Raw genomic sequence first — 23,391 nt, forward strand, 5'->3', positions numbered from 1 at the left:
ACACAAAACTCTTCAATTTAGGTTTGTGAAAATCACTTTTTTATGGTAGAATGTAAAAGAATGTATGTCATTCGGAATAACAATAAAATGAGGTAAAAACATGGAAATCATGTCGCTTGCGATTGCTGTTTTTGCCGTCATCATTGGTTTAGTCATTGGATATGTCAGTATCTCAGCTAAGATGAAATCATCTCAGGAAGCTGCGGAGTTGATGCTTTTAAATGCTGAACAAGAAGCAACTAATTTACGTGGACAAGCTGAGCGTGAAGCGGATTTACTTGTTAATGAAGCCAAACGTGAAAGCAAGTCTCTTAAAAAAGAAGCACTATTGGAGGCCAAAGAAGAAGCCAGAAAATACCGTGAAGAAGTGGACGCTGAATTCAAATCAGAACGTCAAGAACTCAAACAAATCGAAAGTCGTTTGACAGAGAGAGCTACTAGCCTCGACCGTAAGGACGACAATTTGACGAGTAAAGAACAAACACTTGAACAAAAAGAACAAAGTATTTCTGATAGAGCGAAAAACCTTGATGCGCGTGAAGAGCAATTAGAGGAAGTCGAAAGACAAAAAGAAGCAGAGTTAGAGCGTATTGGTGCTCTGTCTCAGGCAGAAGCACGAGATATTATCTTGGCTCAGACAGAGGAAAACTTGACCAAGGAGATTGCCAGCCGTATTCGCGAAGCTGAGCAAGAGGTCAAGGAACGTTCTGATAAAATGGCTAAGGATATTTTAGTTCAAGCCATGCAACGTATCGCTGGTGAATATGTAGCGGAGTCGACAAACTCAACAGTTCATCTCCCAGATGATACTATGAAGGGACGCATTATTGGTCGTGAAGGTCGTAACATTCGTACCTTTGAAAGTTTGACAGGGGTTGATGTGATTATCGACGATACGCCAGAAGTGGTGACTTTGTCAGGATTTGATCCAATTCGTCGTGAGATTGCCCGTATGACTATGGAAATGTTGCTCAAAGATGGTCGTATTCACCCAGCTCGTATCGAAGAGTTGGTTGAGAAAAACCGTCAAGAGATTGACAATAAGATCCGTGAATACGGTGAGGCTGCTGCCTATGAAATTGGTGCGCCAAACCTTCATCCGGACTTGATGAAGATTATGGGACGTTTGCAGTTCCGTACTTCATACGGACAAAATGTTTTGCGCCATTCGATTGAGGTTGCTAAGTTGGCTGGTATCATGGCGAGCGAACTTGGTGAAAATGCGGCTCTTGCCCGTCGTGCTGGATTTCTTCACGATATCGGAAAAGCCATTGACCGTGAGGTTGAAGGTAGTCACGTGGAAATCGGTATGGAATTGGCACGTAAGTACAAGGAACATCCAGTTGTGGTGAATACGATTGCTAGCCACCACGGGGATGTCGAAGCCGAAAGTGTCATTGCAGTGATCGTCGCTGCGGCAGATGCCTTGAGCGCAGCCCGTCCAGGTGCTCGTAGTGAGTCTCTTGAAAGCTACATCAAGCGTCTCCATGATTTGGAAGAAATTGCTAACGGCTTTGAAGGGGTACAAAATAGCTTTGCCCTTCAAGCAGGACGTGAAATCCGTATCATGGTCAATCCAGGACAAATCAAGGACGACAAAGTCACAATCTTGGCTCACAAAGTTCGTGAGAAAATTGAAAACAATCTCGATTACCCAGGAAATATCAAGGTAACTGTGATTCGCGAGCTTCGTGCAGTAGATTATGCTAAATAAATAAGAAAGAGCAGTTGAAAAATTACTGCTTTTTTGTTACACTAGATAGAAAGACTGTAGAAGGATAGTTTGCACAAAATGCTACTATCTGAAGGGAAATCTTATTTTATTTTTACAGACTGACTAAAAGGAGACACAATGGCAGACCGAGGCTTACTAATCGTTTTTTCTGGTCCTTCAGGGGTTGGAAAAGGAACGGTTAGAAGAGAGATTTTTGAGAGTTCTGAAAACCAATTTCAATACTCTGTATCGATGACGACACGCGCACAACGTCCTGGAGAAGTGGACGGTGTTGACTATTTCTTCCGTACTCGTGAAGAGTTTGAAGAGCTGATTCGTCAAGGTCAGATGTTGGAATATGCAGAATATGTCGGCAACTACTATGGAACTCCTCTGACCTATGTCAATGAAACCTTGGACAAGGGAATCGATGTTTTCCTTGAAATTGAGGTTCAAGGAGCTCTTCAGGTCAAGAAAAAGGTTCCAGATGCTGTCTTTATCTTCCTAACACCACCAGATTTGGATGAATTGCAAGATCGTTTGGTAGGACGTGGAACAGACAGTGCAGAAGTGATCGCCCAGCGAATCGAAAAAGCCAAGGAAGAAATTGCCCTCATGCGTGAGTATGATTATGCGATTGTCAACGATCAGGTGCCCCTAGCTGCTGAGCGTGTCAAACGTGTGATCGAAGCAGAGCACTTCCGTGTGGATCGTGTCATTGGTCACTATCAGGAGATGTTACCGAAATCTCCAACTACCCGATAAAAATTAGAAAATAGGTACAAGCAAATGATGTTAAAACCCTCTATTGATACCCTGCTCGACAAGGTTCCATCAAAATATTCACTCGTAATCTTAGAAGCAAAACGTGCCCACGAATTGGAAGCAGGTGCGCCAGCAACTCAAGGTTTCAAGTCTGAAAAATCAACTCTTCGCGCTTTAGAAGAAATCGAATCAGGAAACGTTACAATTCACCCAGATCCAGAAGGAAAACGTGAAGCAGTGCGTCGCCGCATCGAAGAAGAAAAACGTCGCAAAGAAGAAGAAGAAAAGAAAATCAAAGAGCAAATCGCTAAAGAAAAAGAAGATGGTGAAAAAATTTAAGGTTGGGGGGACTCAATCTTATTTTTTCTATTGTAAGAATATACTGACAAGGAGGAGGTGAGAAGATGGCTATAGCCAAGATTATTGTAGATGTGCCCTTGATGCAGACGGACCAGCCCTATAGTTATAGGATTCCGGAGGAATTTGAGGGAATGCTAGAAGTTGGGATGCGAGTCCATGTACCCTTTGGTAAGGGAAATCGTCTGATTCAAGGGATTGTTCTTGGTTTGGAGTCTCAATCAGATGAGGAAGAGATGGAGCAGGATTTAAAAGATATTGCCGAGGTGTTGGATTTTTCTCCTGTTCTCACGCAAGAACAACTCTGGCTAGCTGAAGAGCTTCGCAAGTCCGTCTTTTCTTATAAAATCTCTATCCTCAAGGCTATGTTACCGGGATTTCTGAACTCCAGCTATGACAAAATTCTCTATCCTATGGCAGGTCTGAGTCAGGAAGACCGAGAGCGCCTGTTTGGTTCAAAGGATTCACTAGCCTTTTCTTCACTAGATATCGCGAAGCAAGCCGAAATGATGCGTTTAACCAGAAAAGGTCTGCTTGGCCTGGAATATCAGGCAATCGATCAAAAGAAGGTCAAGACCCAGTCCTGGTATGAGGTTCATCTGGCTCAATTAGAAGGTGTTGAAATATCTGCACGTGCCAAGAAAAAATTGGAACTGAGAGACTATTTGTTGTCTCATCCTGAGAGTGCTTCCTTGGCTAGTTTGTTAGAGTCCTACTCGCGGGAGCAAGTTAACTTCTTTGTTGATCAAGGTGCTGTTACTATAGTTCAAAAGGAAGTTCAACGCTCGGCTGCTTATTTTGAAGGCATTGAGGTAAGTAGACCTTTGGAGTTGAATCCAGAGCAAAGACAGGCGCGTGATGCGGTTGTGAGTGCGATTGGCAGTCATCAGCCTCCTTTCCTTCTTCAAGGGATTACAGGAAGTGGGAAGACAGAGGTTTACTTGCAGATTATCCAAGGGGCCTTGGATAAGGGCAAAACTGCTATTTTGCTTGTACCTGAGATTTCCCTGACTCCTCAGATGACGGAGCGTTTTATAGCACGTTTTGGGGACAAGGTGGCCATTCTTCATTCAGGCCTGTCCAATGGTGAAAAGTATGATGAATGGCGCAAGGTTGAGCGTGGAGATGCCCAAGTTGTTGTTGGCGCCAGATCTGCCATCTTTGCTCCGCTGAAAAATCTGGGTGTCATGATTATCGATGAGGAGCACGAAGCGACTTATAAGCAAGACAGTAATCCCCGCTACCATGCTAGAGAGGTGGCTGTTTTACGGGCCCAATACAATCAAGCGGCATTGGTTCTTGGTTCCGCGACACCGAGCTTAGAAAGCCGTGCGCGAGCTGGCAAAGGCGTTTATCAACATTTACGTCTGACCCAACGCGCCAATCCTTTAGCTAGGATCCCTGAGGTTCAAGTAATTGACTTTCGAGACTATATCGGACAAAATGAGACGTCAAACTTCACGCCACCTTTGCTAGAGGCTATTCAGGACCGTCTAGCTAAAAAAGAGCAGGTGGTTCTTATGCTCAATCGTCGGGGTTATTCTAGCTTTGTTATGTGTCGGGAGTGTGGGACGGTAGATAGTTGCCCCAACTGCGATATTTCTCTGACTCTCCACATGGATACCAAGACCATGAACTGCCATTACTGTGGTTTTTCCAAGGGGATTCCTCATGTCTGTCCCAACTGTCAGAGTCGCAGTATTCGTTACTACGGGACGGGGACTCAGAAAGCCTACGATGAGCTAGCAGAGGTCTTTCCTCAGGCACGCATTCTACGAATGGATGTGGATACGACCCGTAAGAAAGGTAGTCACCAAGCTCTTCTTGACCAGTTTGGCCGAGGGGAAGCAGACATCTTGTTGGGAACTCAGATGATTGCCAAGGGCTTGGATTTTCCAAATGTGACCCTAGTCGGAGTCCTCAATGCGGATACAGCCCTAAACTTGCCTGATTTCCGTTCCTCTGAGAGAACCTTCCAACTCTTAACCCAGGTGGCAGGCCGTGCAGGTCGGGCTGAAAAATCAGGGCAGGTCTTGATCCAGTCTTACAATCCTCAGAACTACGCTATTCGATTTGCCAAGGATCAGGATTACGAAGGCTTTTATGCCTATGAAATGGGAATTAGACGACAACTCGGCTATCCACCTTACTATTTCACCATTGGTATTACCCTTTCTCACAAGAAAGAAGAAGAGGTGGTCAAACGTGCCTATGAAGTTATGAACATTTTGCGGTCAGGCTTGTCAGAGACCAGTAAGATTCTCGGGCCAACACCCAAACCCATCGCCCGTACCCACAACCTCTATCATTACCAGATTTTAATTAAATACCGTTTAGAAGATGAGCTGGGACCGACTCTAAATCAGGTTCTTGCCTTGACTCAAGAACGAGAAAATAGTGAGCTCCGTCTCAGCATTGACCATGAGCCACAGCAATTTTTATAAGAAGGAGAAGATATGACAAAAATAATCTTTATGGGGACACCCGACTTTTCAGCAACCGTCTTAAAAGGACTTTTGACAGATGATCGTTACGAAATTCTAGCCGTTGTGACCCAGCCGGACCGCGCTGTCGGTCGTAAAAAAGTGATTCAAGAAACTCCAGTGAAGCAGGCTGCCAAAGAGGCTGGACTTCCTATCTACCAACCTGAAAAATTATCTGGAAGTCCAGAGATGGAAGCTATTATGAAGCTAGGAGCGGATGGAATTGTGACTGCTGCTTTTGGGCAGTTTCTCCCAAGTAAACTCCTTGATAGCATGGATTTTGCGGTCAATGTTCATGCCTCCCTTCTTCCTAAACACCGTGGTGGTGCGCCTATCCATTATGCCTTGATTCAAGGGGATGAGGAAGCTGGTGTGACCATTATGGAAATGGTTAAGGAAATGGATGCAGGAGATATGATTTCCCGTCGCAGTATTCCTATCACAGATGAGGACAATGTTGGAACCTTGTTTGAGAAATTAGCTGTCGTTGGTCGTGACTTGCTTTTGGACACTTTGCCTGCCTATATAGCTGGGGAAATCAAACCAGAACCGCAGGATCCAAGCCAGGTTAGTTTCTCTCCAAATATCAAGCCAGAAGAAGAAAAACTGGACTGGACTAAAACCAATCGTCAACTCTTCAACCAAATCCGTGGCATGAACCCCTGGCCTGTTGCCCATACTTTCCTTAAGGGCGACCGTTTTAAGATTTATGAAGCCCTACCAGTAGATGGTCAGGGAAATCCAGGTGAGATCCTCTCAATTGGTAAGAAAGAATTGATTGTCGCAACGGCAGAAGGGGCTCTATCCCTCAAACAAGTGCAGCCAGCTGGTAAACCTAAGATGGACATTGCTTCCTTCCTCAACGGAGTTGGACGCACATTGACTGTAGGAGAACGATTTGGTGACTAAAGTAGAAACGGCTAGAAGTATAGCCCTAGCGGTATTAGAGGATGTTTTTATCAATCAAGCATACTCAAATATCGCCTTAAATAAGCATCTCAAGGGAAGCCAACTTTCGCCGGCGGACAAGGGCTTGGTGACCGAGCTGGTATATGGAACAGTAGCCCGTAAATTGACTCTGGAATGGTACCTGTCCCACTTTATCGAGGATAGAGACCAGTTAGACAGTTGGCTCTATGTCCTTCTTCTCATGAGTGCCTACCAACTTCGCTATTTGGATAAGATTCCAGACCATGCTGTGGTCAATGAAGCAGTAGAATTGGCCAAATTCCGTAAAAAAGGCAGTGAAAAATTGGTCAACGCCGTCCTTCGCTGTATCTTGCGTGAAGGCTGGCCAGATATTGCCAGTATCAAGCGAAAAAACAAGCGTGATTCCATTGCCTATTCTCTCCCAGTTTGGCTAGTTGCCAAACTCAAGGAAGAATACGGAGAAGAGCGAGCACAAGCTATTTTTGAAAGTCTTTTGGTGCGTAACAAGGCCAGCATTCGTGTAACAGACTTAGGACGAAAAGAGGAAATCCAAGCCTTGTTGGAGGCCAGTGATTCATCCTTGTCTCCTTCTGGTTTGGTTAAGGAGCAGGGGCATTTTGCAGGCCATGATTTGTTTGAGGATGGAGCCATTACCATCCAAGACGAGTCCAGTCAGCTTGTTGCTCCGACGCTTGATTTACAAGGTGATGAGCAGGTTCTAGATGCCTGTGCGGCTCCGGGTGGAAAAACAGCCCATATAGCTTCTTATCTCACAACAGGTCAGGTTACGGCTTTGGACCTTTACGATCACAAGTTGGACTTAATTCAAGAAAATGCCCAACGTTTGGGGGTTGTAGATCGGGTTCAAAGGCAAAAATTGGATGCCAGAAAGGTACATGAGTTTTTTGGTCAGGATTCATTTGATAAGATTTTGGTAGATGCTCCCTGTTCAGGAATTGGTCTTCTACGCCGAAAACCAGACATCAAATACAATAAAGAAACGGCAGATTTCGCGTCCTTGCAGGAAATTCAGCTAGAAATATTAGGTAGTGTTTGTCAAACACTAGGCAAAGGTGGTATAATAACTTATAGTACCTGTACTATTGTCTCAGAGGAGAACTTTCAAGTCGTACAGGCATTTTTAGAAAGTCATCCTGAATTTGAGCAGGTAACACTAGAACATGAATGTAAGGATATCATGAAAGATGGCTGTATCCTCATCACACCTGAATTGTATGGAAGTGATGGATTCTTCATCAGTCAATTTCGCAAGATATCGGATTAGGAAGGAACTAACACATGGAAATTTCATTATTAACAGATGTTGGTCAGAAACGAACAAATAACCAAGACTATGCCAACCACTATGTCAATAGAGCTGGACGTACCATGATTATCCTAGCTGATGGTATGGGAGGTCATCGCGCAGGGAATATCGCTAGTGAGATGGCGGTAACAGACCTGGGTGTAGCTTGGGTTGATACACAAATCGATACGGTTAATGAAGTGCGTGAATGGTTTGCGAACAACCTTGAGATTGAAAATCAAAGGATTAACCAATTGGGACAAACTGAAGCCTATAAAGGAATGGGAACAACCCTTGAGGCTGTAGCCATTATTGATAATCAGGCTATTTATGCTCACATCGGAGATTCTCGTATCGGTTTGATTCGTGGAGAAGAATACCACCAGTTAACGAGCGACCATTCTTTGGTCAATGAATTGCTTAAGGCAGGTCAATTGACGCCAGAAGAAGCTGCTAGCCATCCACAGAAAAATATTATTACTCAATCTATTGGTCAAAAAGATGAAATTCAGCCTGATTTTGGAATAATCACCCTTGAGCCTGGAGACTATCTCTTACTCAATAGCGATGGTTTGACAAATATGATTTCAGGAAGTGAGATTTCTGATATTGTAACCAGCGATATTTCTTTGGAAGATAAGGCAGCAACCTTGATCCGTTTTGCCAACAATGCAGGTGGTTTAGATAACATCACAGTTGCCCTTATTGCTGTTAATGAGGAGGAAACAGAATGATCCAAATCGGCAAGATTTTTGCCGGGCGGTATCGGATTCTCAAACAGATTGGCCGAGGAGGCATGGCAGATGTTTACTTGGCTAAAGATTTGATTCTAGATGGGGAAGAAGTGGCGGTAAAGGTCCTGAGGACCAACTACCAGACAGACCCGATTGCTGTGGCTCGTTTTCAGCGGGAAGCGAGAGCCATGGCAGATTTGGACCATCCTCATATCGTTCGGATTACAGATATCGGTGAAGAAGAGGGACAACAGTATCTCGCAATGGAATATGTTGCTGGATTAGACCTCAAACGCTATATCAAGGAACATCACCCTCTTTCAAATGAAGAAGCGGTTCGAATCATGGGACAAATCCTCTTGGCTATGCGCTTAGCCCATACTCGAGGAATTGTTCACAGGGATTTGAAACCGCAAAATATCCTTTTGACCCCAGATGGGACTGCCAAAGTTACAGACTTTGGGATCGCAGTAGCCTTTGCAGAGACAAGTCTGACTCAGACCAACTCAATGCTAGGTTCCGTTCATTATTTGTCTCCAGAGCAGGCGCGTGGTTCTAAAGCAACTGTGCAGAGTGATATCTATGCCATGGGAATTATTTTCTATGAGATGCTGACAGGTCATATTCCTTACGATGGGGATAGCGCAGTGACCATCGCTCTCCAGCATTTCCAGAAACCACTGCCATCGGTTATAGCTGAAAATCCATCTGTGCCTCAGGCTTTAGAAAATGTTGTTATTAAGGCAACTGCCAAGAAATTGACAGATCGCTACAAATCAGTCGCTGAAATGTATGTGGATTTGTCTAGTAGTTTGTCTAATAATCGTCGTAATGAACCAAAGCTAGTCTTTGACGATGCGACTAAGGCGGACACCAAGACTCTTCCTAAAGTTCCACAAAGTACTCTGACTTCTATTCCTAAAGCTCCGGTACAAGAGGGAAGACCTCAACCTAAGCCCCAGCATCATCAGACAGAAAAACCAGTACCTAGTCCAAAGCCAACCAAACGGCGTCGCATGAAAGCACGTTATCCAATTTTATTTGCGACCTTCTTGTTGGTTGTGGCATCCTTGGTATGGATTTTATCTAGGACGCCAGCCACAATAACAATTCCAGATGTGGCAGGTCAGACAGTGGCGGAAGCCAAGGAAAATCTCAAAAAAGCCAATTTTGAGGTTGGTGAAGAAAAAACAGAGGCTAGTGATAAGGTTGAAGAAGGTCGTGTTATTCGTACCGATCCTGACGCCGGTACGACACGCAAAGAAGGAACAAAAATTAATTTGATTGTGTCTTCTGGTCAGCAGTCTTTCCAACTCGGAAATTATCTTGGAAGAAAATCTAGTGATGTAGTGGCAGAGTTGAAAGGTAAGAAGGTTCCAGAAAATCTAATTAAGATTGAGGAAGAAGAATCCAACGAAATCGAAGCCGGTACAATCATGAAACAAAGTTTACCGGAGGGAACAACCTACGATCTTAGCAAGGCAACTCAAATAGTTCTGACTGTTGCTAAAAAAGTAAATTCTATTTCAATGCCAAGTTATATTGGTTCAACTCGAGAATTTGCAGTTAATAATCTTACAGAGATATATGGAATTAAAAAAGCTAATATCGAAGTTGTAGAAGTGTCTACTGCTCCTGAAGGAACAGGTGAGGAGACTGTTGTAGAGCAAAGTCCAAAACCGGGTGGAAAAATTGATTTAGCCAGCACACGTATTAAAATTTCGATTTATAAACCCAAAACACCACCATCAAGTTCCTCTTCAACGTCAGTTCCACGTGGTAACCAAGGTTCACCTACTACTCCAAATCAAGGAAATCAACAAGGAAATCAACAAGGAAATCAACAAGGAACGGTTCCTACTCCGACTCAACCAAATAGTGAAGGAAACCACGAAAATTCTCGTGATTAAACGAATCTTTGTCATGATTTCATGGCAAAGATTTTTTTTGACTCCAGATTTGTGATAGAATAGAGGGAGTTGATAAAAGGGGGAACGCATGGAAGAATCAAGAGAATTAAATGCCGTCATCGATGTGATTATGTTAGCTGGAACCACTCTTCTCAAAAGTGGCTCAGAGATTCATCGTGTAGAAGATACCATGATCCGCATTGCGCATTCGCAGGGGATTGTGGATTGCAATGTTCTTGCCATGCCTGCCGCTATCTTTTTCTCCATTGAAAATACCAATATTTCGCGAATGAAACGCGTGACTTCCTCTTCTTATAATATTGAAAAAGTCTGTGATGTCAACCAGATTTCTCGTCAGCTGGTAGGGGGGCAAATTGATTTAGAGACAGCCTTCAAGCAACTGATAGCTTTGCAAGCCCAGCCCCTTCCTTATACTAAGTTGCAGGTAACTTTGGCTGCGACCTTTAGTGCTCCTTTCTTTTCAATTATGTTTAGTGGAAATATCTACGACGCACTTGGGGCAGGAGTGGCTACCTTATTTGGTTTTGCCTTTTCCCTCTATGTGGAGAAGTTTATCCGAATTCCCTTTGTGACAGCCTTTGCTGGAGCCTTTGTATTTGGGATGATTGCCCAGTTTTGGGCTCGCTACACAGGTTTTCCTTCAACGGCAGATTTGATTATAGCTGGTGCGGTCATGCCTTTTGTACCAGGTATTGCCTTGACCAATGCGGTTCGTGATATTATGACCAACCACATAAACTCTGGTATGAGTAAGATGTTTGAATCCCTGCTCATTACCCTTGCTTTAGGGGCAGGAACTTCTGTCGCCTTGGTATTGATGAATTAATATGACACTAACAACCTTTTTATTACAAGCAGTAGCAAGTCTTCTTGCCATTATCACTTTTTTAATCGTACTCAATGTTCAACGTTCTATGCTCTTACCAGGAGGAATTTTGGGCATGGCTGTCTGGCTAATTTATCTCTTACTTAAAGAACCGACCAATGTTATCGTAGCCACCTTCATTGCGGCTATTATCGGTTCTTGTGTCAGCCAGATTTTAAGTATTCTTTATAAGACACCTGCTGTGGTCTTTATCTTGGCCATCTTGGCACCTCTAGTTCCGGGTTATCTCTCCTATCGGACAACTGCTTTTTTTGTGACAGGGGATTACAGTCACGCCATTGCTAGTGCAACCTTGGTTGTTATGCTGGCTTTGGTGATTTCCATTGGAATGGCTAGCGGAACCGTGATTCTCAGACTTTATTCTCACTTACGAAAACAGCATAATGGTTAGAATAATAAGCGACTTGATTTGGTGAATCAAGTCTTTTTTCTCTCTTTTACTGCCATTTGTGATAAAATAGTATAGAACGATTTTTTACAATGAATGATAAAACAGAGGTAAATATGACAATCGGTATTGATAAGATTGGTTTTGCGACCAGTCAATATGTCTTGAAATTACAAGACTTAGCAGAAGCGAGGGGAATTGACCCTGAAAAATTAAGCAAAGGACTCTTACTCAAGGAGTTGAGTATTGCGCCCCTAACTGAGGACATCGTGACCTTGGCGGCCAGTGCTAGTGACTCTATTTTAACTGAGCAAGAGAGAGCAGAAATTGATATGGTCATTGTGGCTACCGAGTCAGGAATTGACCAGAGTAAGGCTGCGGCCGTCTTTGTGCATGGCTTGCTGGGCATCCAGCCCTTTGCTCGTAGTTTCGAGATTAAAGAAGCCTGCTATGGAGCGACTGCTGCCCTTCATTATGCCAAATTGCATGTGGAAAATTCTCCAGAGTCCAAAGTTTTAGTTATTGCCAGTGATATTGCCAAATATGGTATTGAAACACCTGGAGAACCCACTCAGGGTGCTGGAAGTGTGGCTATGTTGATTACACAGAATCCACGCATTATGGCTTTTAATAACGACAATGTGGCTCAGACTCGTGACATCATGGATTTCTGGCGTCCAAATTACTCGACAACTCCTTATGTAAATGGTGTCTATTCTACCCAACAATACTTGGATAGTTTGAAAACGACTTGGCTTGAATATCAAAAACGCTACCAGCTTACTTTGGATGATTTCGCGGCTGTTTGCTTCCACTTGCCTTACCCTAAATTAGCGCTAAAAGGCTTGAAAAAAATCATGGATAAGAACTTGCCTCAAGAGAAAAAAGACCTCTTGCAAAAGCATTTTGACCAGTCTATTCTCTACAGTCAAAAGGTGGGGAATATCTATACAGGTTCCCTCTTCCTCGGACTTTTGTCTCTCTTGGAAAATACAGATAGTTTGAAGTCTGGGGATAAAATTGCCCTTTATAGTTACGGAAGCGGTGCTGTGGCTGAGTTCTTCAGTGGTGAATTGGTTGAAGGATATGAAGCTTATCTGGATAAAGACCGTTTGAACAAGCTCAACCAACGAACTGCCCTGTCTGTTGCAGACTATGAAAAAGTCTTCTTTGAGGAAGTAGACTTAGATGAAACAAATTCTGCCCAGTTTGCTGGCTATGAAAATCAAGATTTTGCCTTGGTTGAAATTGTTGACCACCAACGCCGTTATAGCAAGGTTGAAAAATAATGAAGATAAGTTGGAATGGATTTTCTAAAAAATCATACCATGAGCGCCTCGAGCTGTTAAAAGCTCAGGCGCTCCTTAGTCCTGAGATACAAGAGAGTTTGGAGCAGGATGAACAGATGAGTGTGACTGTGGCAGACCAGCTGAGTGAGAATGTAGTGGGAACTTTTTCTCTGCCTTATTCGATGGTTCCAGAGGTCCTCGTCAACGGTCAGGAATACACAGTTCCTTATGTGACAGAAGAACCGTCCGTGGTTGCTGCGGCCAGCTATGCCAGTAAAATCATCAAGCGAGCAGGTGGCTTTACTGCTCAGGTTCATGAGCGCCGGATGATTGGTCAGGTAGCCCTTTATCAAGTTGATGATCCTGAACAAGCGCAAGCTAAGATTGCCAGCAAGAAGGCTGAACTCTTGGAACTTGCCAATCAAGCCTATCCTTCTATCGTTAAACGCGGGGGTGGGGCGCGTGATTTGCATGTCGAGCAGATAAAAGGCGAAACAGACTTTCTCGTTGTTTATCTCCATGTCGATACCCAAGAAGCTATGGGTGCTAATATGCTCAACACCATGCTGGAAGCCTTGAAGCCTGTCTTAGAAGAACTTAGTCAGGGACAGAGTCTTATGGGAATTCTGTCCAACTACGCGACCGATTCTCTGGTGATTGCAAGCTGTCGCATCGCCTTTCGCTACTTGAGCCGCCAAAAGGATCAAGGACGAGAGATTGCGGAGAAAATGGCGTTGGCTAGTCAGTTTGCGCAGGCTGATCCTTACCGAGCTACTACTCATAATAAAGGAATTTTTAATGGTATTGATGCCATTTTGATTGCCACTGGTAATGACTGGCGTGCCATCGAAGCCGGGGCCCATGCTTTTGCCAGTCGAGATGGACATTACCAAGGTCTCAGCTCTTGGCGTCTAGACTTGGAGACAGAAGAGTTGGTTGGTGAGATGACTTTACCCATGCCTGTAGCGACCAAGGGTGGCTCTATCGGCCTCAACCCTCGTGTAGCCCTCAGTCATGAGCTACTGGGAAATCCTTCTGCCAAAGAATTAGCCCAGATTATCGTGTCTATCGGACTTGCCCAAAACTTTGCGGCCCTCAAAGCCTTGGTCAGTACAGGGATTCAGCAAGGCCACATGAAATTGCAGGCTAAATCCTTAGCTCTCTTAGCAGGAGCCAGTGAATCCGAGGTAGCTCCCTTAGTCGAGCGCCTCATCGCAGATAAAACCTTTAATCTAGAGACTGCCCAGCGTTATCTAGAAAACCTAAGATCATAAAAAAACTCAGACGAATCGGTCTGAGTTTTCTTGTGCTTAAATACTTTTTCCAGGTAATAGAGTAACTGGTAAGAAGTAGCCTGTTGTTGCGACTTCCTTGCCTTCAATCTTTTGCAAGAGAAGATCAACAGTGAGGCAGGCAATCTCTTCCAAAGGTTGCTTCACAGTCGTCAAATGAGGATAGTAATTCTCGATAAAGTAGGTCCCATCGTATCCGATGACCTTGAGCTCTTCTGGGACAGAAATGCCCAGTTCTTGAGCAATTTTAATGACCAGAATAGCTGTCAAATCATCCGAAGCAAAGATAGCATCAGGCTTTTGTCGGGTCAAGATATTCTTGATTTCCATTTCTTTTCTGACAGGAGAAAAGTCACTGGAAACATTGATAATAGGAGCTTTGGGGAGAACAGATGCAAAGCCAGCGTGGCGCAGTCCGGTTGGCGAATTGGAATTGTCATTCCCTGTAATCATGATGATAGACTGGGCGCCTGTCTTAACCAAGGTCTGGGCAGCAAGAACACCACCAGCATAGTTGTCAGAGGAAACGACAGGGATGTCTGGAGACAGGTTTCGGTCAAAGGAAATAATCGGCGCTGTCACACGATTGTAGTCTTCGATTCCCAAGTTGTGACTACCAGAAATGATGCCGTCCACCTGATTGGCTTCCAGCATTTCGATGTACTCGCGTTCCTTCTCAGAGTCGTGCTCACTGTTGCAGATGATGGTCTTGTAACCATTTTTGAAGAGTTGGTGTTCCAATTTATCAATCAATTCTGCATAGAAAACGTTGGAAATATTGGGGAAAATCAAGCCGATTAACTTAGCTGATTTTCCTTGCAGACTACGAGCCAGGTTGTTGGGTTTATAGCCCAATTCTCGCATGGCTTCATTGACCTTTTGAATGGTTTTTTCTGATAAATAGCCTTTTTTATTGATAACCCGAGAAACGGTAGTAGGGCTGACACCTGCAAGTTTTGCGACATCAGTTAGTTTTGCGACCATAATCTAATTCATAGTAAGTTCCAGTTGGGTTTCCAGACTTGATCAGGATACCATTTTGGTCCGCATGTGGGAAGACACGACCAGAAAATACTTTTTCTCCTTTATTGATGAAAATTTCAAAGACAGAGTTATCGATGAAAATCGTAGCAGTAGTAGCCTGGTTATCGATTGGGCAAGAGCGTGTAGTTCCAAATTCTTGGGCATACTGTTCACCAGCCTGGCTACGATCTACTGTCACTTGACCATTTACAAGGTCAAAGTTGATAGAAAGTCCCTTGCCTTCTTTATCAGCAAGTAAGACAATCTCGCTCTGGCTATTAGCTTCCAAGTTGAGTTCGAGTTCGTAAGTGTTCTTGGTTTGGGCACGGTTTGAGAAAGGTTCTTCAGAAGCACGGAGATCCTTGATAGCTGCGACTGGGTATTGGTAGAGTTTGCCATCTTTGATAGTGAGTTCTTTGACTAAAGAGAAGGTTCCTTGGTGGTCAAAACGGTCAGATGGGTAAGAAACATCTGGTAATCCAAGCCAGCTAACTGCTAGAGCACGCCCATCAGGAGCGTTGAAGGCTTGGGTAGCATAGGCTTCGAAACCATAATCCATGTTTTGAAGTTGAGACACATCGACCATTTTGGCATTTTCAGGGTCAAAGGAAGCCCCAATCTTATACATATTTGGATAGATATTATCGTAATCTAAAACTTTTTTATCCAATCCTTGTGGGCAGTAAAGAAGGACAGGTTGCTCCCCTACAAAGACCAGATTTGGGCATTCCATCATATAGGCAGTTCGGTCGTTTGCAAAGTCAAGGTCGCCAACAGCTTGCCAATTGGTATAGTCGTTGTCAATAGCTTTGTAGAGACGAACGAAGCCTTTTTTCTCCAAGTCCTGTCCACCAACGATAGCATAATATTGCCCCTTAAAGTTAAAAATTTGCGGGTCGCGGAAGTGGTCAGTAGAGTCTGCTGGTTGGTCAATCAAAATCTTGTCAATCTTTGTAATCTTGCCATCCTTGTCCATCAAAGCCCCAATCTGGTATGGGTGACGGATCCAGTTTTCATCACGAACATTTCCTGTATAAAATAGGAACAAGTTATCGCCAAACTGCATGGCAGAACCAGAGTAGGCACCATGGCTATCTAATGGAGTATCTGGTAAAACTTTGATTCCAGTTTCTCTAAAGTGAATCAAATCATCACTTTCTAGCTGTGCCCAAGATTTCAAACCGTGGGCTGCACCAAAAGGAAAATTCTGGTAAAAGAGGATCCACTTGCCATCAAAGTAAGAAAAGCCATTTGGGTCGTTGAGAAGTCCTGTTTTTGGCTCAACATGGTAATGAGTATGCCATGGAGATTGTGCCATATTTTCTTTTATATTTTGAATTTCTTCTTGCGTCCAATCTTGATAAAGTCTGTAACGACGCTCAGTAGTCCATTCCATTCATTCATTCCTCCAAAAATCTTATCACATTTAATAGTAACCGTTTTCGATAAAAAATGCAAGCCTTTTATGTTAAAAAAGAGAAAAAACTGTTAAACGTTTATCATAAATTTAAAGCAGGAAATTAATCAACTTTTCAAGAAAATATGAAAGATAATGAAACAAAAGCCTTTTAACTAAGATTTCAAACTTGTTTTTTAAGGAATTCCTGCTAAAACAGTCAAAATCAATCAATCTAAAGCGAGCTTACTAAGTGGATAGAATATTTTTTCTGCAAAACGCTTGACATATTTCTAAAACATGATAAAATAATAGTCGTAGGGCGAATAAAATCGCTTTCAAACAATAACAAAATTTTATATAAGGAGATTTTTGCAAATGACGAATACAGAAATTGCAAAAAAAGTCATCGAAGCCTTAGGTGGACGTGAGAACGTTAATAGTGTAGCTCACTGTGCGACTCGCCTCCGTGTGATGGTTAAAGATGAAGCGAAAATTAACAAAGATGCTATCGAGAGCTTGGAAAAAGTTCAAGGTGCTTTCTTTAACTCAGGTCAATACCAAATCATCTTTGGTACTGGTACAGTTAACAAGATGTACGATGAAGTCGTAGCTCTTGGTTTGCCAACATCATCTAAGGATGAGATGAAGGCAGAAGCTGCTAAACAAGGAAATTGGTTCCAACGTGCCATCCGTACTTTCGGTGACGTCTTCGTACCAATCATCCCAGTTATCGTAGCAACTGGTCTCTTCATGGGTGTTCGTGGTCTCTTGAATGCTCTTGGAATGACACTTCCAGAAGATGTGACAACTTACACTCAAATTTTGACTGACACAGCCTTTATCATCTTGCCAGGATTGGTTGTTTGGTCAACCTTCCGTGTATTCGGTGGTAACCCAGCCGTTGGTATCGTCCTTGGTATGATGCTCGTATCTGGCTCACTTCCAAATGCCTGGGCTGTTGCTTCTGGTGGTGAAGTAACTGCAATGCAGTTCTTCGGATTTATCCCAGTTGTAGGTTTGCAAGGTTCAGTTCTTCCAGCCTTCATCATCGGGGTTGTCGGAGCTAAATTTGAAAAAGCTGTTCGTAAAGTTGTTCCAGACGTTCTTGACCTCTTGGTGACACCATTCGTAACACTTTTGGTTATGTCAATTCTTGGTTTGTTTATTATCGGACCAGTCTTCCACGTTGTTGAAAACTACATTCTCATTGGAACTAAAGCAATTCTTAACTTGCCATTTGGTCTTGGTGGTTTCTTGATCGGTGGGGTTCACCAATTGATTGTCGTGTCAGGTGTGCACCACATTTTCAACTTGCTTGAAGTTCAATTGCTTGCTGCTGACCATGCTAACCCATTCAACGCTATCATCACAGCTGCCATGACTGCTCAAGGTGCTGCGACAGTAGCCGTTGGTGTGAAAACTAAAAATCCTAAACTTAAAACACTTGCTTTCCCAGCTGCTCTTTCTGCCTTCCTAGGTATTACTGAGCCTGCTATCTTCGGGGTTAACTTGCGTTTCCGTAAACCATTCTTCCTTTCATTGATCGCTGGTGCAATCGGTGGTGGATTGGCATCTATCCTTGGACTTGCTGGTACTGGTAATGGTATCACAATCATCCCTGGTACAATGCTTTACATTGGTAACGGACAACTTCCACAATACCTTCTTATGGTAGCTGTATCATTCGCTCTTGGTTTTGCTCTTACTTACATGTTTGGTTATGAAGATGAAGCAGAAGTTGCTACTGAAGTAGAGACAGAACGTTTGGTCCAAGAAGAAACAACTGGTAACATTCCAGCAGCTCTTCAAAATGAAACACTTGTAACTCCTATCGTTGGTGATGTTGTAGCTCTTGCTGATGTTAATGACCCTGTTTTTTCAAGTGGTGCTATGGGACAAGGTATCGCTGTGAAACCAAGTCAAGGTGTGGTCTATGCACCTGCTGATGCTGAAGTTTCAATTGCATTTCCAACAGGACACGCTTTTGGTTTGAAAACAACTAATGGTGCTGAAGTCTTGATCCACGTTGGTATCGACACTGTAACAATGAACGGTGAAGGTTTCGAACAAAAAGTTGCCCAAGGTGACAAGGTGAAAGCAGGCGATGTTCTTGGAACATTTGACTCAAACAAAATCGCTGCAGCTGGTCTTGATGATACAACAATGGTTATCGTTACAAACACAGCTGACTACGCTTCAGTAGCTCCAGTCGCAACAGGTTCAGTTGCTAAGGGGGATGCTGTTATTGAAGTGAAAATCTAATACTCTTCGAAAATCAAATTCAAACCATGTCAGCTTCGCCTTGCCGTAGATATATGTAACTGACTTTGTCAGTCTTATCTACAACCTCAAAGCATTGCTTTGAGCAACCTTCGGCTAGCTTCCTAGTTTGCTCTTTGATTTTCATTGAGTACAATATTCCCTCTCAAAATGAAAACGAACAAATGACATGTTTGTTCGTTTTTGCTTGAATGGTAAGATTTACAGAGGAAAATCTAAAAAATAGAGAAATTTAGCCTTTCGAAATATGCTATAATAAAGAAAATAAAAACAAGAGGTTTATCATGACAAAATTATATGGAAGCTTGGAAGCAGGCGGTACAAAGTTTGTCTGTGCTGTCGGTGATGAAAACTTTAACGTTGTAGAAAAAACACAATTTCCAACAACAACTCCAATCGAAACAATCGATAAAACCATCGAGTTCTTCTCGAAATTCGATAACCTTGCTGGTCTTGCAGTTGGTTCATTTGGTCCGATTGATATTGATAAAAACTCAAAAACCTATGGCTTTATCACAACAACTCCAAAACCAAACTGGGCAAATGTGGACTTGCTTGGTGCCCTTCGTCGCGCCCTCAACGTGCCAATGTACTTCACTACAGACGTAAACAGCTCTGCCTATGGTGAAGTGGTTGCCCGTAACAATGCTGGTGCTCGTATTGAAAACTTGGTTTACTACACAATCGGTACAGGTATCGGTGCAGGTGTCATCCAACGTGGCGAGTTTATCGGTGGTGTGGGTCACCCTGAGATGGGTCATTATTATGTTGCTAGACACCCAATGGACATTGAAAAAGAGTTTAAGGGTGTTTGTCCTTTCCATAAGGGATGTCTGGAAGGCTATGCAGCTGGTCCAAGTTTGGAAGCTCGTACAGGTGTTCGTGGGGAAAACATTGAACTCAACAACCCTGTTTGGGATGTTCAAGCCTACTATATCGCTCAAGCTGCGGTTAATGCGACAGTGACTTTCCGCCCAGACGTTATTGTCTTTGGTGGAGGGGTCATGGCTCAACAACACATGCTGGACCGTGTCCGTGAGAAATTTACATCTCTTCTCAATGGTTACCTACCAGTACCAGATGTGCGTGACTACATCGTGACGCCAGCAGTCGCAGGAAATGGTTCTGCTACTCTTGGGAACTTTGTTCTTGCAAAAGAAGTTTCAAAATAAAGCACAAAATCCGTTTGGGAAACCAAACGGATTTTTTATGTGTCAAAGCATTTGCCAGAAAAAGTCAATAATATAGGTCAGACCGTAGGTATAGACCACGAGGGTAAAAGGTTTGGTCAGAATGATGATGGTCATATAGCGCTTGAAGCTCATCTTGGTCAGGGCAGCCAGCATACAGAGAAAGTCAGCTGGACTAATGGGCCAAATCATCATAAAGATAAAGAAACGGTCAAAACGATTGCCCTTATCTAGCCAACCGATGTACTTGTCGTAGGTGCGCTTGCTGACGACAGACTGGACAAAGGCAGACCCATAGAGGCGCACTAGATAAAAGATAATGGCGCAACCAATTACAATGCCGATATAGTTGTAGATTGTCCCGATGATGTGGCCGTAGATAAAGACACCAGCCACCGAGGTCAAGGCCCCAGGAATGATAGGGACGACCGTCTGTAAAATCTGTAAAAAGATAAAGAGAGGTGGCCCCCAGATACCTGCCTGCTGGATAAAGGCAGAGAGGGTTTCCTTAGACTGTAAAATCCCAGCCTGATAAGCCCAAATACAGAAAATCAAACTCCCAACCCCACCGACAATCGATGAGATGTTGATAACTTGCTGTAGAAGGGGAGAAACAGCTTTCATTTGTTTATCCTGTGACATGTAAACTCCTCATAGATAGTATAACTCTACTATACCATAATTTACGGTTTTAAACTATCTGAGTGTCTAGAGGTAGAATAATTATGGTAAAATGGAAATAATCAAATGCTAAATTAGATTGAGGAAGAATCATGTTGGGATTAAAGTTTAATGGGACTTGGCGCAACTACCAAAAACAGGTCTTGGAAAACTTCCAAGAATACCAAGCAGATGGGCATGTTCACTTGGTGGCAGCACCAGGTTCAGGGAAAACAACTATAGGGATCGAGTTGATTGCCCGCTTTGATAAGCCTGCTCTCGTTTTGGTACCGACGGTGACCATCCGAGAACAATGGGTGGATAGGATTCGCCAGGCCTTTTTAGAGGATGAGAACCAGGTCACAAGTCTCGTGTCTCAAAATCTCAAGGACATGAAGCAAATCACCATCGCTACCTACCAAGCCTTTCACAGCGCTATGCAACAGGTACAATCTCAAGAAGATAACGGCGAGGTTGAGGACTTTATAGGCTTTGACCTGCTTGGCAGACTCAAGGAAAGGGGTGTAGAAACTCTCTGTCTGGACGAATGCCATCACTTGAGAAACGAATGGTGGAAAAGTCTAGAAGACTTCCGTAAAAACTACCAGCAACTGCAAGTCATCTCTCTCACTGCGACACCGCCTTATGACAGTGAACCAGAACTCTGGGATCGCTATCTCCAGATGTGTGGTGAGATTGACCAAGAAATCACAGTGCCAGAACTGGTTAAGGAAGATACTCTTTGCCCTCATCAGGACTTTGTCTATATCTGTTTTCCGACCAAGGAAGAGGACAAGCGCTTGGAGGAGTTTGAAGACACCAAGTGGCAGTATGTCAGTCAACTAGTCCTTGATCCTGACTTCCAAGAGTTGATTCGGAGTTCCAAGGTTCTCAAAGGGAAAATTTCTGCGGATATTCTCCTTGAAGATCCCAAGTATCTCTCGTCGCTCCTCATTTATCTACAAGCTCAAAAACAGGAAATTCCCAAGCATCTACGAGATTTACTGGGAGCTGAAGGCTTGCCTGCCCTCAATTATTATTGGTTAGAAGTTCTCTTGCAAGGCCTTCTCTATCAGACTCCTGACTGGTATGAGGATCCGAAGGAGACAAAGAAAAAGATAGAAGCAGAACTGAAATCAAGAGGACTGATTGAAAAACGTCAGGTTTTCTTGGTCAAATCCAAGGCCAATGACCAAATCCTAAACCAATCTTTAGGAAAACTAGCTGGGATTGCGTCTATCTTTGAAACCGAGTATGCCAGTCTAGGAAAGGACTTGAGACAGTTAGTCTTGGCGGACTATATCCGTAAGGATTTTGCCAGTTATCTGGGAGATGACCAAGCACCAATCACGCAATTAGGAGTCCTCCCTTACTTTGAAACCATTCGCAGAAGTGCACAAAAGCAAGGCTTGTCTGTCCCGATAGCAGTCCTTTCTGGTAGTGTCGTGATCATACCGGCTAGTGTTAAGGCAGAACTCGAAGCACTCATTCCAAACACTAGCTTAAGCTTCTCTGCCATTGGAAAACTCGATCAAGGTACTTATCTCCAAGTAGGCTTCCCATCCAGCTTTAAGGGGATGGTCGCAGCAGTGACCGAACTCTTCCAACGTGGTTCTATCCAGGTCTTGGTCGGAACCAAGTCTCTCTTGGGAGAAGGATGGGATGCCCCTTGCGTCAACTCTCTCATCCTCGGAAGTTTTGTCGGAAGCTTTATGCTCAGCAATCAAATGCGGGGCCGTGCCATCCGTATCTGGCCAGGACATCCAGATAAGACCAGCAATATCTGGCACCTAGTAGCCATCAAACCTTACAAAAATCCAGTCTTTTCTAAGGAGGATCAAGAAGAACAAGACCTCAATCCTTATCAGGACCTACAAACCCTTGCCCGTCGTATGGATCATTTCCTTGGCTTGTCCTATAAGGAAGATACCATTGAAACAGGTCTGGAACGCTTGAACTTTCCTGAGTTTCCATTTAAGAAAAAGAAAATCGAAGACTATAACGAGAAAATCATGGAACTATCCAAGGATCGCGCCTCCTTACGTAAAAAATGGCAGGAATCTCTCATTGTTGCTGATAAGATTGAGATTGTCAATGAAGTTGCAACTGACAGCAAACGAATCCCTCTGCTTGCCCTAGCGGATGCTGAAAAGTGGCTTCGCTATGCTCTGATGATATTTGCCATTAGTCTCCTAGCTTATGTCGTTCGACTAACCTTCTTTGCCTTACCATGGTTGATAGCTCTTTGTTTCCTTTTCCTGGCCATTACAGCCTTTCGCTATTACAGCTACAAGAGTCCTTATAAACGCTTGCGCCAGATTGGTGAAGCTATTCGCAAAGTCATGGTGACTGCCGGGCATTTGTCTGATGACCAGTCGCGCGTGCAGGTCGAGGAGGACAAGGAAAGCTTTAACGTATTTGCCTATCTAAAAGGTGGCAGCATGCGAGATAAGGAGCTCTTTTCAAAGGTTTTAGGAGAATTCTTTGCTCCCGTGGACAATCAACGCTACCTCTTAGTAGCTCAAAAAGCACCAGCAGGTCAGTCCAAGTATTTTGTGGTTCCTAGCCTTTTTGAAAAACGCAAGGAAGATGCCCAGCTCTTCCTAGATGCCGTCGCACCATATCTGGGCAACTACCAACTCGTTTACACCCGCAACGAAGTAGGGAGAAAAATCCTGCTAGAAGCTCGACTCAAATCTCTAGCCAACAAAAACGACCGCATCATTACTAAGAAAAAGGTCAAAAGTGATTTGAAATAGAAGGA

At 43.6% G+C, this 23,391-nt stretch carries 18 protein-coding genes; 15 read left to right on the forward strand and 3 right to left on the reverse strand.

Translation table 11 applies throughout. The features are described 5' to 3' along the window. The first annotated feature begins 100 nt into the window (after nt 1-100). The 12 genes from HMPREF2701_RS01210 to HMPREF2701_RS01265 all read left to right on the forward strand — a co-directional run bounded on the left by HMPREF2701_RS01210 (nt 101) and on the right by HMPREF2701_RS01265 (nt 14,057). Nucleotides 101-1,714, forward strand: a complete 1,614-nt coding sequence (locus HMPREF2701_RS01210; protein WP_000404934.1) for a ribonuclease Y — start codon at nt 101-103, stop codon at nt 1,712-1,714. 138 nt (nt 1,715-1,852) lie between these two features. Continuing rightward, on the forward strand, nt 1,853-2,479 hold the full coding sequence (gene gmk / locus HMPREF2701_RS01215) for a guanylate kinase (RefSeq protein WP_000775041.1): 627 nt from the start codon (nt 1,853-1,855) through the stop codon (nt 2,477-2,479). Between the two features lie 24 nt (nt 2,480-2,503). After that, nucleotides 2,504-2,818, forward strand: coding sequence for a DNA-directed RNA polymerase subunit omega (gene rpoZ / locus HMPREF2701_RS01220; RefSeq protein ID WP_000979235.1), 315 nt, complete (start codon nt 2,504-2,506; stop codon nt 2,816-2,818). Between the two features lie 65 nt (nt 2,819-2,883). Then, nucleotides 2,884-5,280, forward strand: coding sequence for a primosomal protein N' (locus HMPREF2701_RS01225; RefSeq protein ID WP_070481854.1), 2,397 nt, complete (start codon nt 2,884-2,886; stop codon nt 5,278-5,280). 12 nt (nt 5,281-5,292) lie between these two features. Then, nucleotides 5,293-6,228, forward strand: coding sequence for a methionyl-tRNA formyltransferase (gene fmt / locus HMPREF2701_RS01230; protein ID WP_070481856.1), 936 nt, complete (start codon nt 5,293-5,295; stop codon nt 6,226-6,228). Then, nucleotides 6,221-7,534: a 16S rRNA (cytosine(967)-C(5))-methyltransferase RsmB gene (gene rsmB, locus HMPREF2701_RS01235; RefSeq protein WP_070481903.1), complete on the forward strand. Its 1,314-nt coding sequence runs from the start codon at nt 6,221-6,223 to the stop codon at nt 7,532-7,534. Before fmt ends, rsmB begins: the two co-directional genes overlap by 8 nt. A 14-nt stretch (nt 7,535-7,548) precedes the next feature. Then, nucleotides 7,549-8,289 (forward strand): Stp1/IreP family PP2C-type Ser/Thr phosphatase, encoded by a 741-nt coding sequence (locus HMPREF2701_RS01240; protein WP_049488379.1) that lies wholly within the window; start codon nt 7,549-7,551, stop codon nt 8,287-8,289. Continuing rightward, entirely contained in the window at nt 8,286-10,199 is a 1,914-nt protein-coding gene (gene pknB / locus HMPREF2701_RS01245) for a Stk1 family PASTA domain-containing Ser/Thr kinase (RefSeq protein ID WP_070481858.1), read from the forward strand. The genes HMPREF2701_RS01240 and pknB overlap by 4 nt, the downstream gene beginning before the upstream one ends. Before the next feature lie 88 nt (nt 10,200-10,287). Continuing rightward, nucleotides 10,288-11,046, forward strand: a complete 759-nt coding sequence (locus HMPREF2701_RS01250) for a threonine/serine exporter family protein (protein WP_070481860.1) — start codon at nt 10,288-10,290, stop codon at nt 11,044-11,046. A 1-nt stretch (nt 11,047) separates the two neighbouring features. Continuing rightward, the gene (locus HMPREF2701_RS01255) at nt 11,048-11,497 is read left to right on the forward strand and encodes a threonine/serine exporter family protein (protein WP_020901615.1); all 450 of its coding nucleotides are present in this window, start codon (nt 11,048-11,050) and stop codon (nt 11,495-11,497) included. A 113-nt stretch (nt 11,498-11,610) separates the two neighbouring features. Continuing rightward, nucleotides 11,611-12,783: a hydroxymethylglutaryl-CoA synthase gene (locus tag HMPREF2701_RS01260; RefSeq protein ID WP_070481863.1), complete on the forward strand. Its 1,173-nt coding sequence runs from the start codon at nt 11,611-11,613 to the stop codon at nt 12,781-12,783. Then, nucleotides 12,783-14,057 (forward strand): hydroxymethylglutaryl-CoA reductase, degradative, encoded by a 1,275-nt coding sequence (locus tag HMPREF2701_RS01265; protein ID WP_070481865.1) that lies wholly within the window; start codon nt 12,783-12,785, stop codon nt 14,055-14,057. The genes HMPREF2701_RS01260 and HMPREF2701_RS01265 overlap by 1 nt, the downstream gene beginning before the upstream one ends. A 36-nt stretch (nt 14,058-14,093) precedes the next feature. Here HMPREF2701_RS01265 and HMPREF2701_RS01270 read toward each other — a convergent pair whose 3' ends face one another. Together HMPREF2701_RS01270 and HMPREF2701_RS01275 are read right to left on the reverse strand one after the other, a co-directional pair. Next, nucleotides 14,094-15,059, reverse strand: a complete 966-nt coding sequence (locus HMPREF2701_RS01270; RefSeq protein WP_070481867.1) for a LacI family DNA-binding transcriptional regulator — start codon at nt 15,057-15,059, stop codon at nt 14,094-14,096. Further along, a complete protein-coding gene (locus HMPREF2701_RS01275; protein ID WP_070481869.1) occupies nt 15,040-16,494 on the reverse strand; it encodes a sucrose-6-phosphate hydrolase in 1,455 nt (484 codons plus the stop codon). Before HMPREF2701_RS01275 ends, HMPREF2701_RS01270 begins: the two co-directional genes overlap by 20 nt. 378 nt (nt 16,495-16,872) lie before the next feature. On the opposite strand from HMPREF2701_RS01275, the gene HMPREF2701_RS01280 reads away from it, so the two are divergent. Both HMPREF2701_RS01280 and scrK read left to right on the forward strand, forming a co-directional pair. Then, entirely contained in the window at nt 16,873-18,759 is a 1,887-nt protein-coding gene (locus HMPREF2701_RS01280; protein WP_020903008.1) for a sucrose-specific PTS transporter subunit IIBC, read from the forward strand. 302 nt (nt 18,760-19,061) lie between these two features. After that, entirely contained in the window at nt 19,062-19,949 is an 888-nt protein-coding gene (gene scrK / locus HMPREF2701_RS01285) for a fructokinase ScrK (protein ID WP_024057687.1), read from the forward strand. Between the two features lie 42 nt (nt 19,950-19,991). On the opposite strand, the gene HMPREF2701_RS01290 is transcribed toward scrK, so the two are convergent. Further along, on the reverse strand, nt 19,992-20,609 hold the full coding sequence (locus HMPREF2701_RS01290; protein WP_070481871.1) for a TVP38/TMEM64 family protein: 618 nt from the start codon (nt 20,607-20,609) through the stop codon (nt 19,992-19,994). 131 nt (nt 20,610-20,740) lie between these two features. On the opposite strand from HMPREF2701_RS01290, the gene HMPREF2701_RS01295 reads away from it, so the two are divergent. Beyond that, nucleotides 20,741-23,386, forward strand: a complete 2,646-nt coding sequence (locus HMPREF2701_RS01295) for a DEAD/DEAH box helicase family protein (RefSeq protein ID WP_070481873.1) — start codon at nt 20,741-20,743, stop codon at nt 23,384-23,386. Nucleotides 23,387-23,391 lie beyond the last annotated feature (5 nt).

The organism is Streptococcus sp. HMSC077D04, assembly GCF_001808785.1.
Taxonomy (GTDB): Bacteria; Bacillota; Bacilli; order Lactobacillales; family Streptococcaceae; genus Streptococcus; species Streptococcus mitis_BX.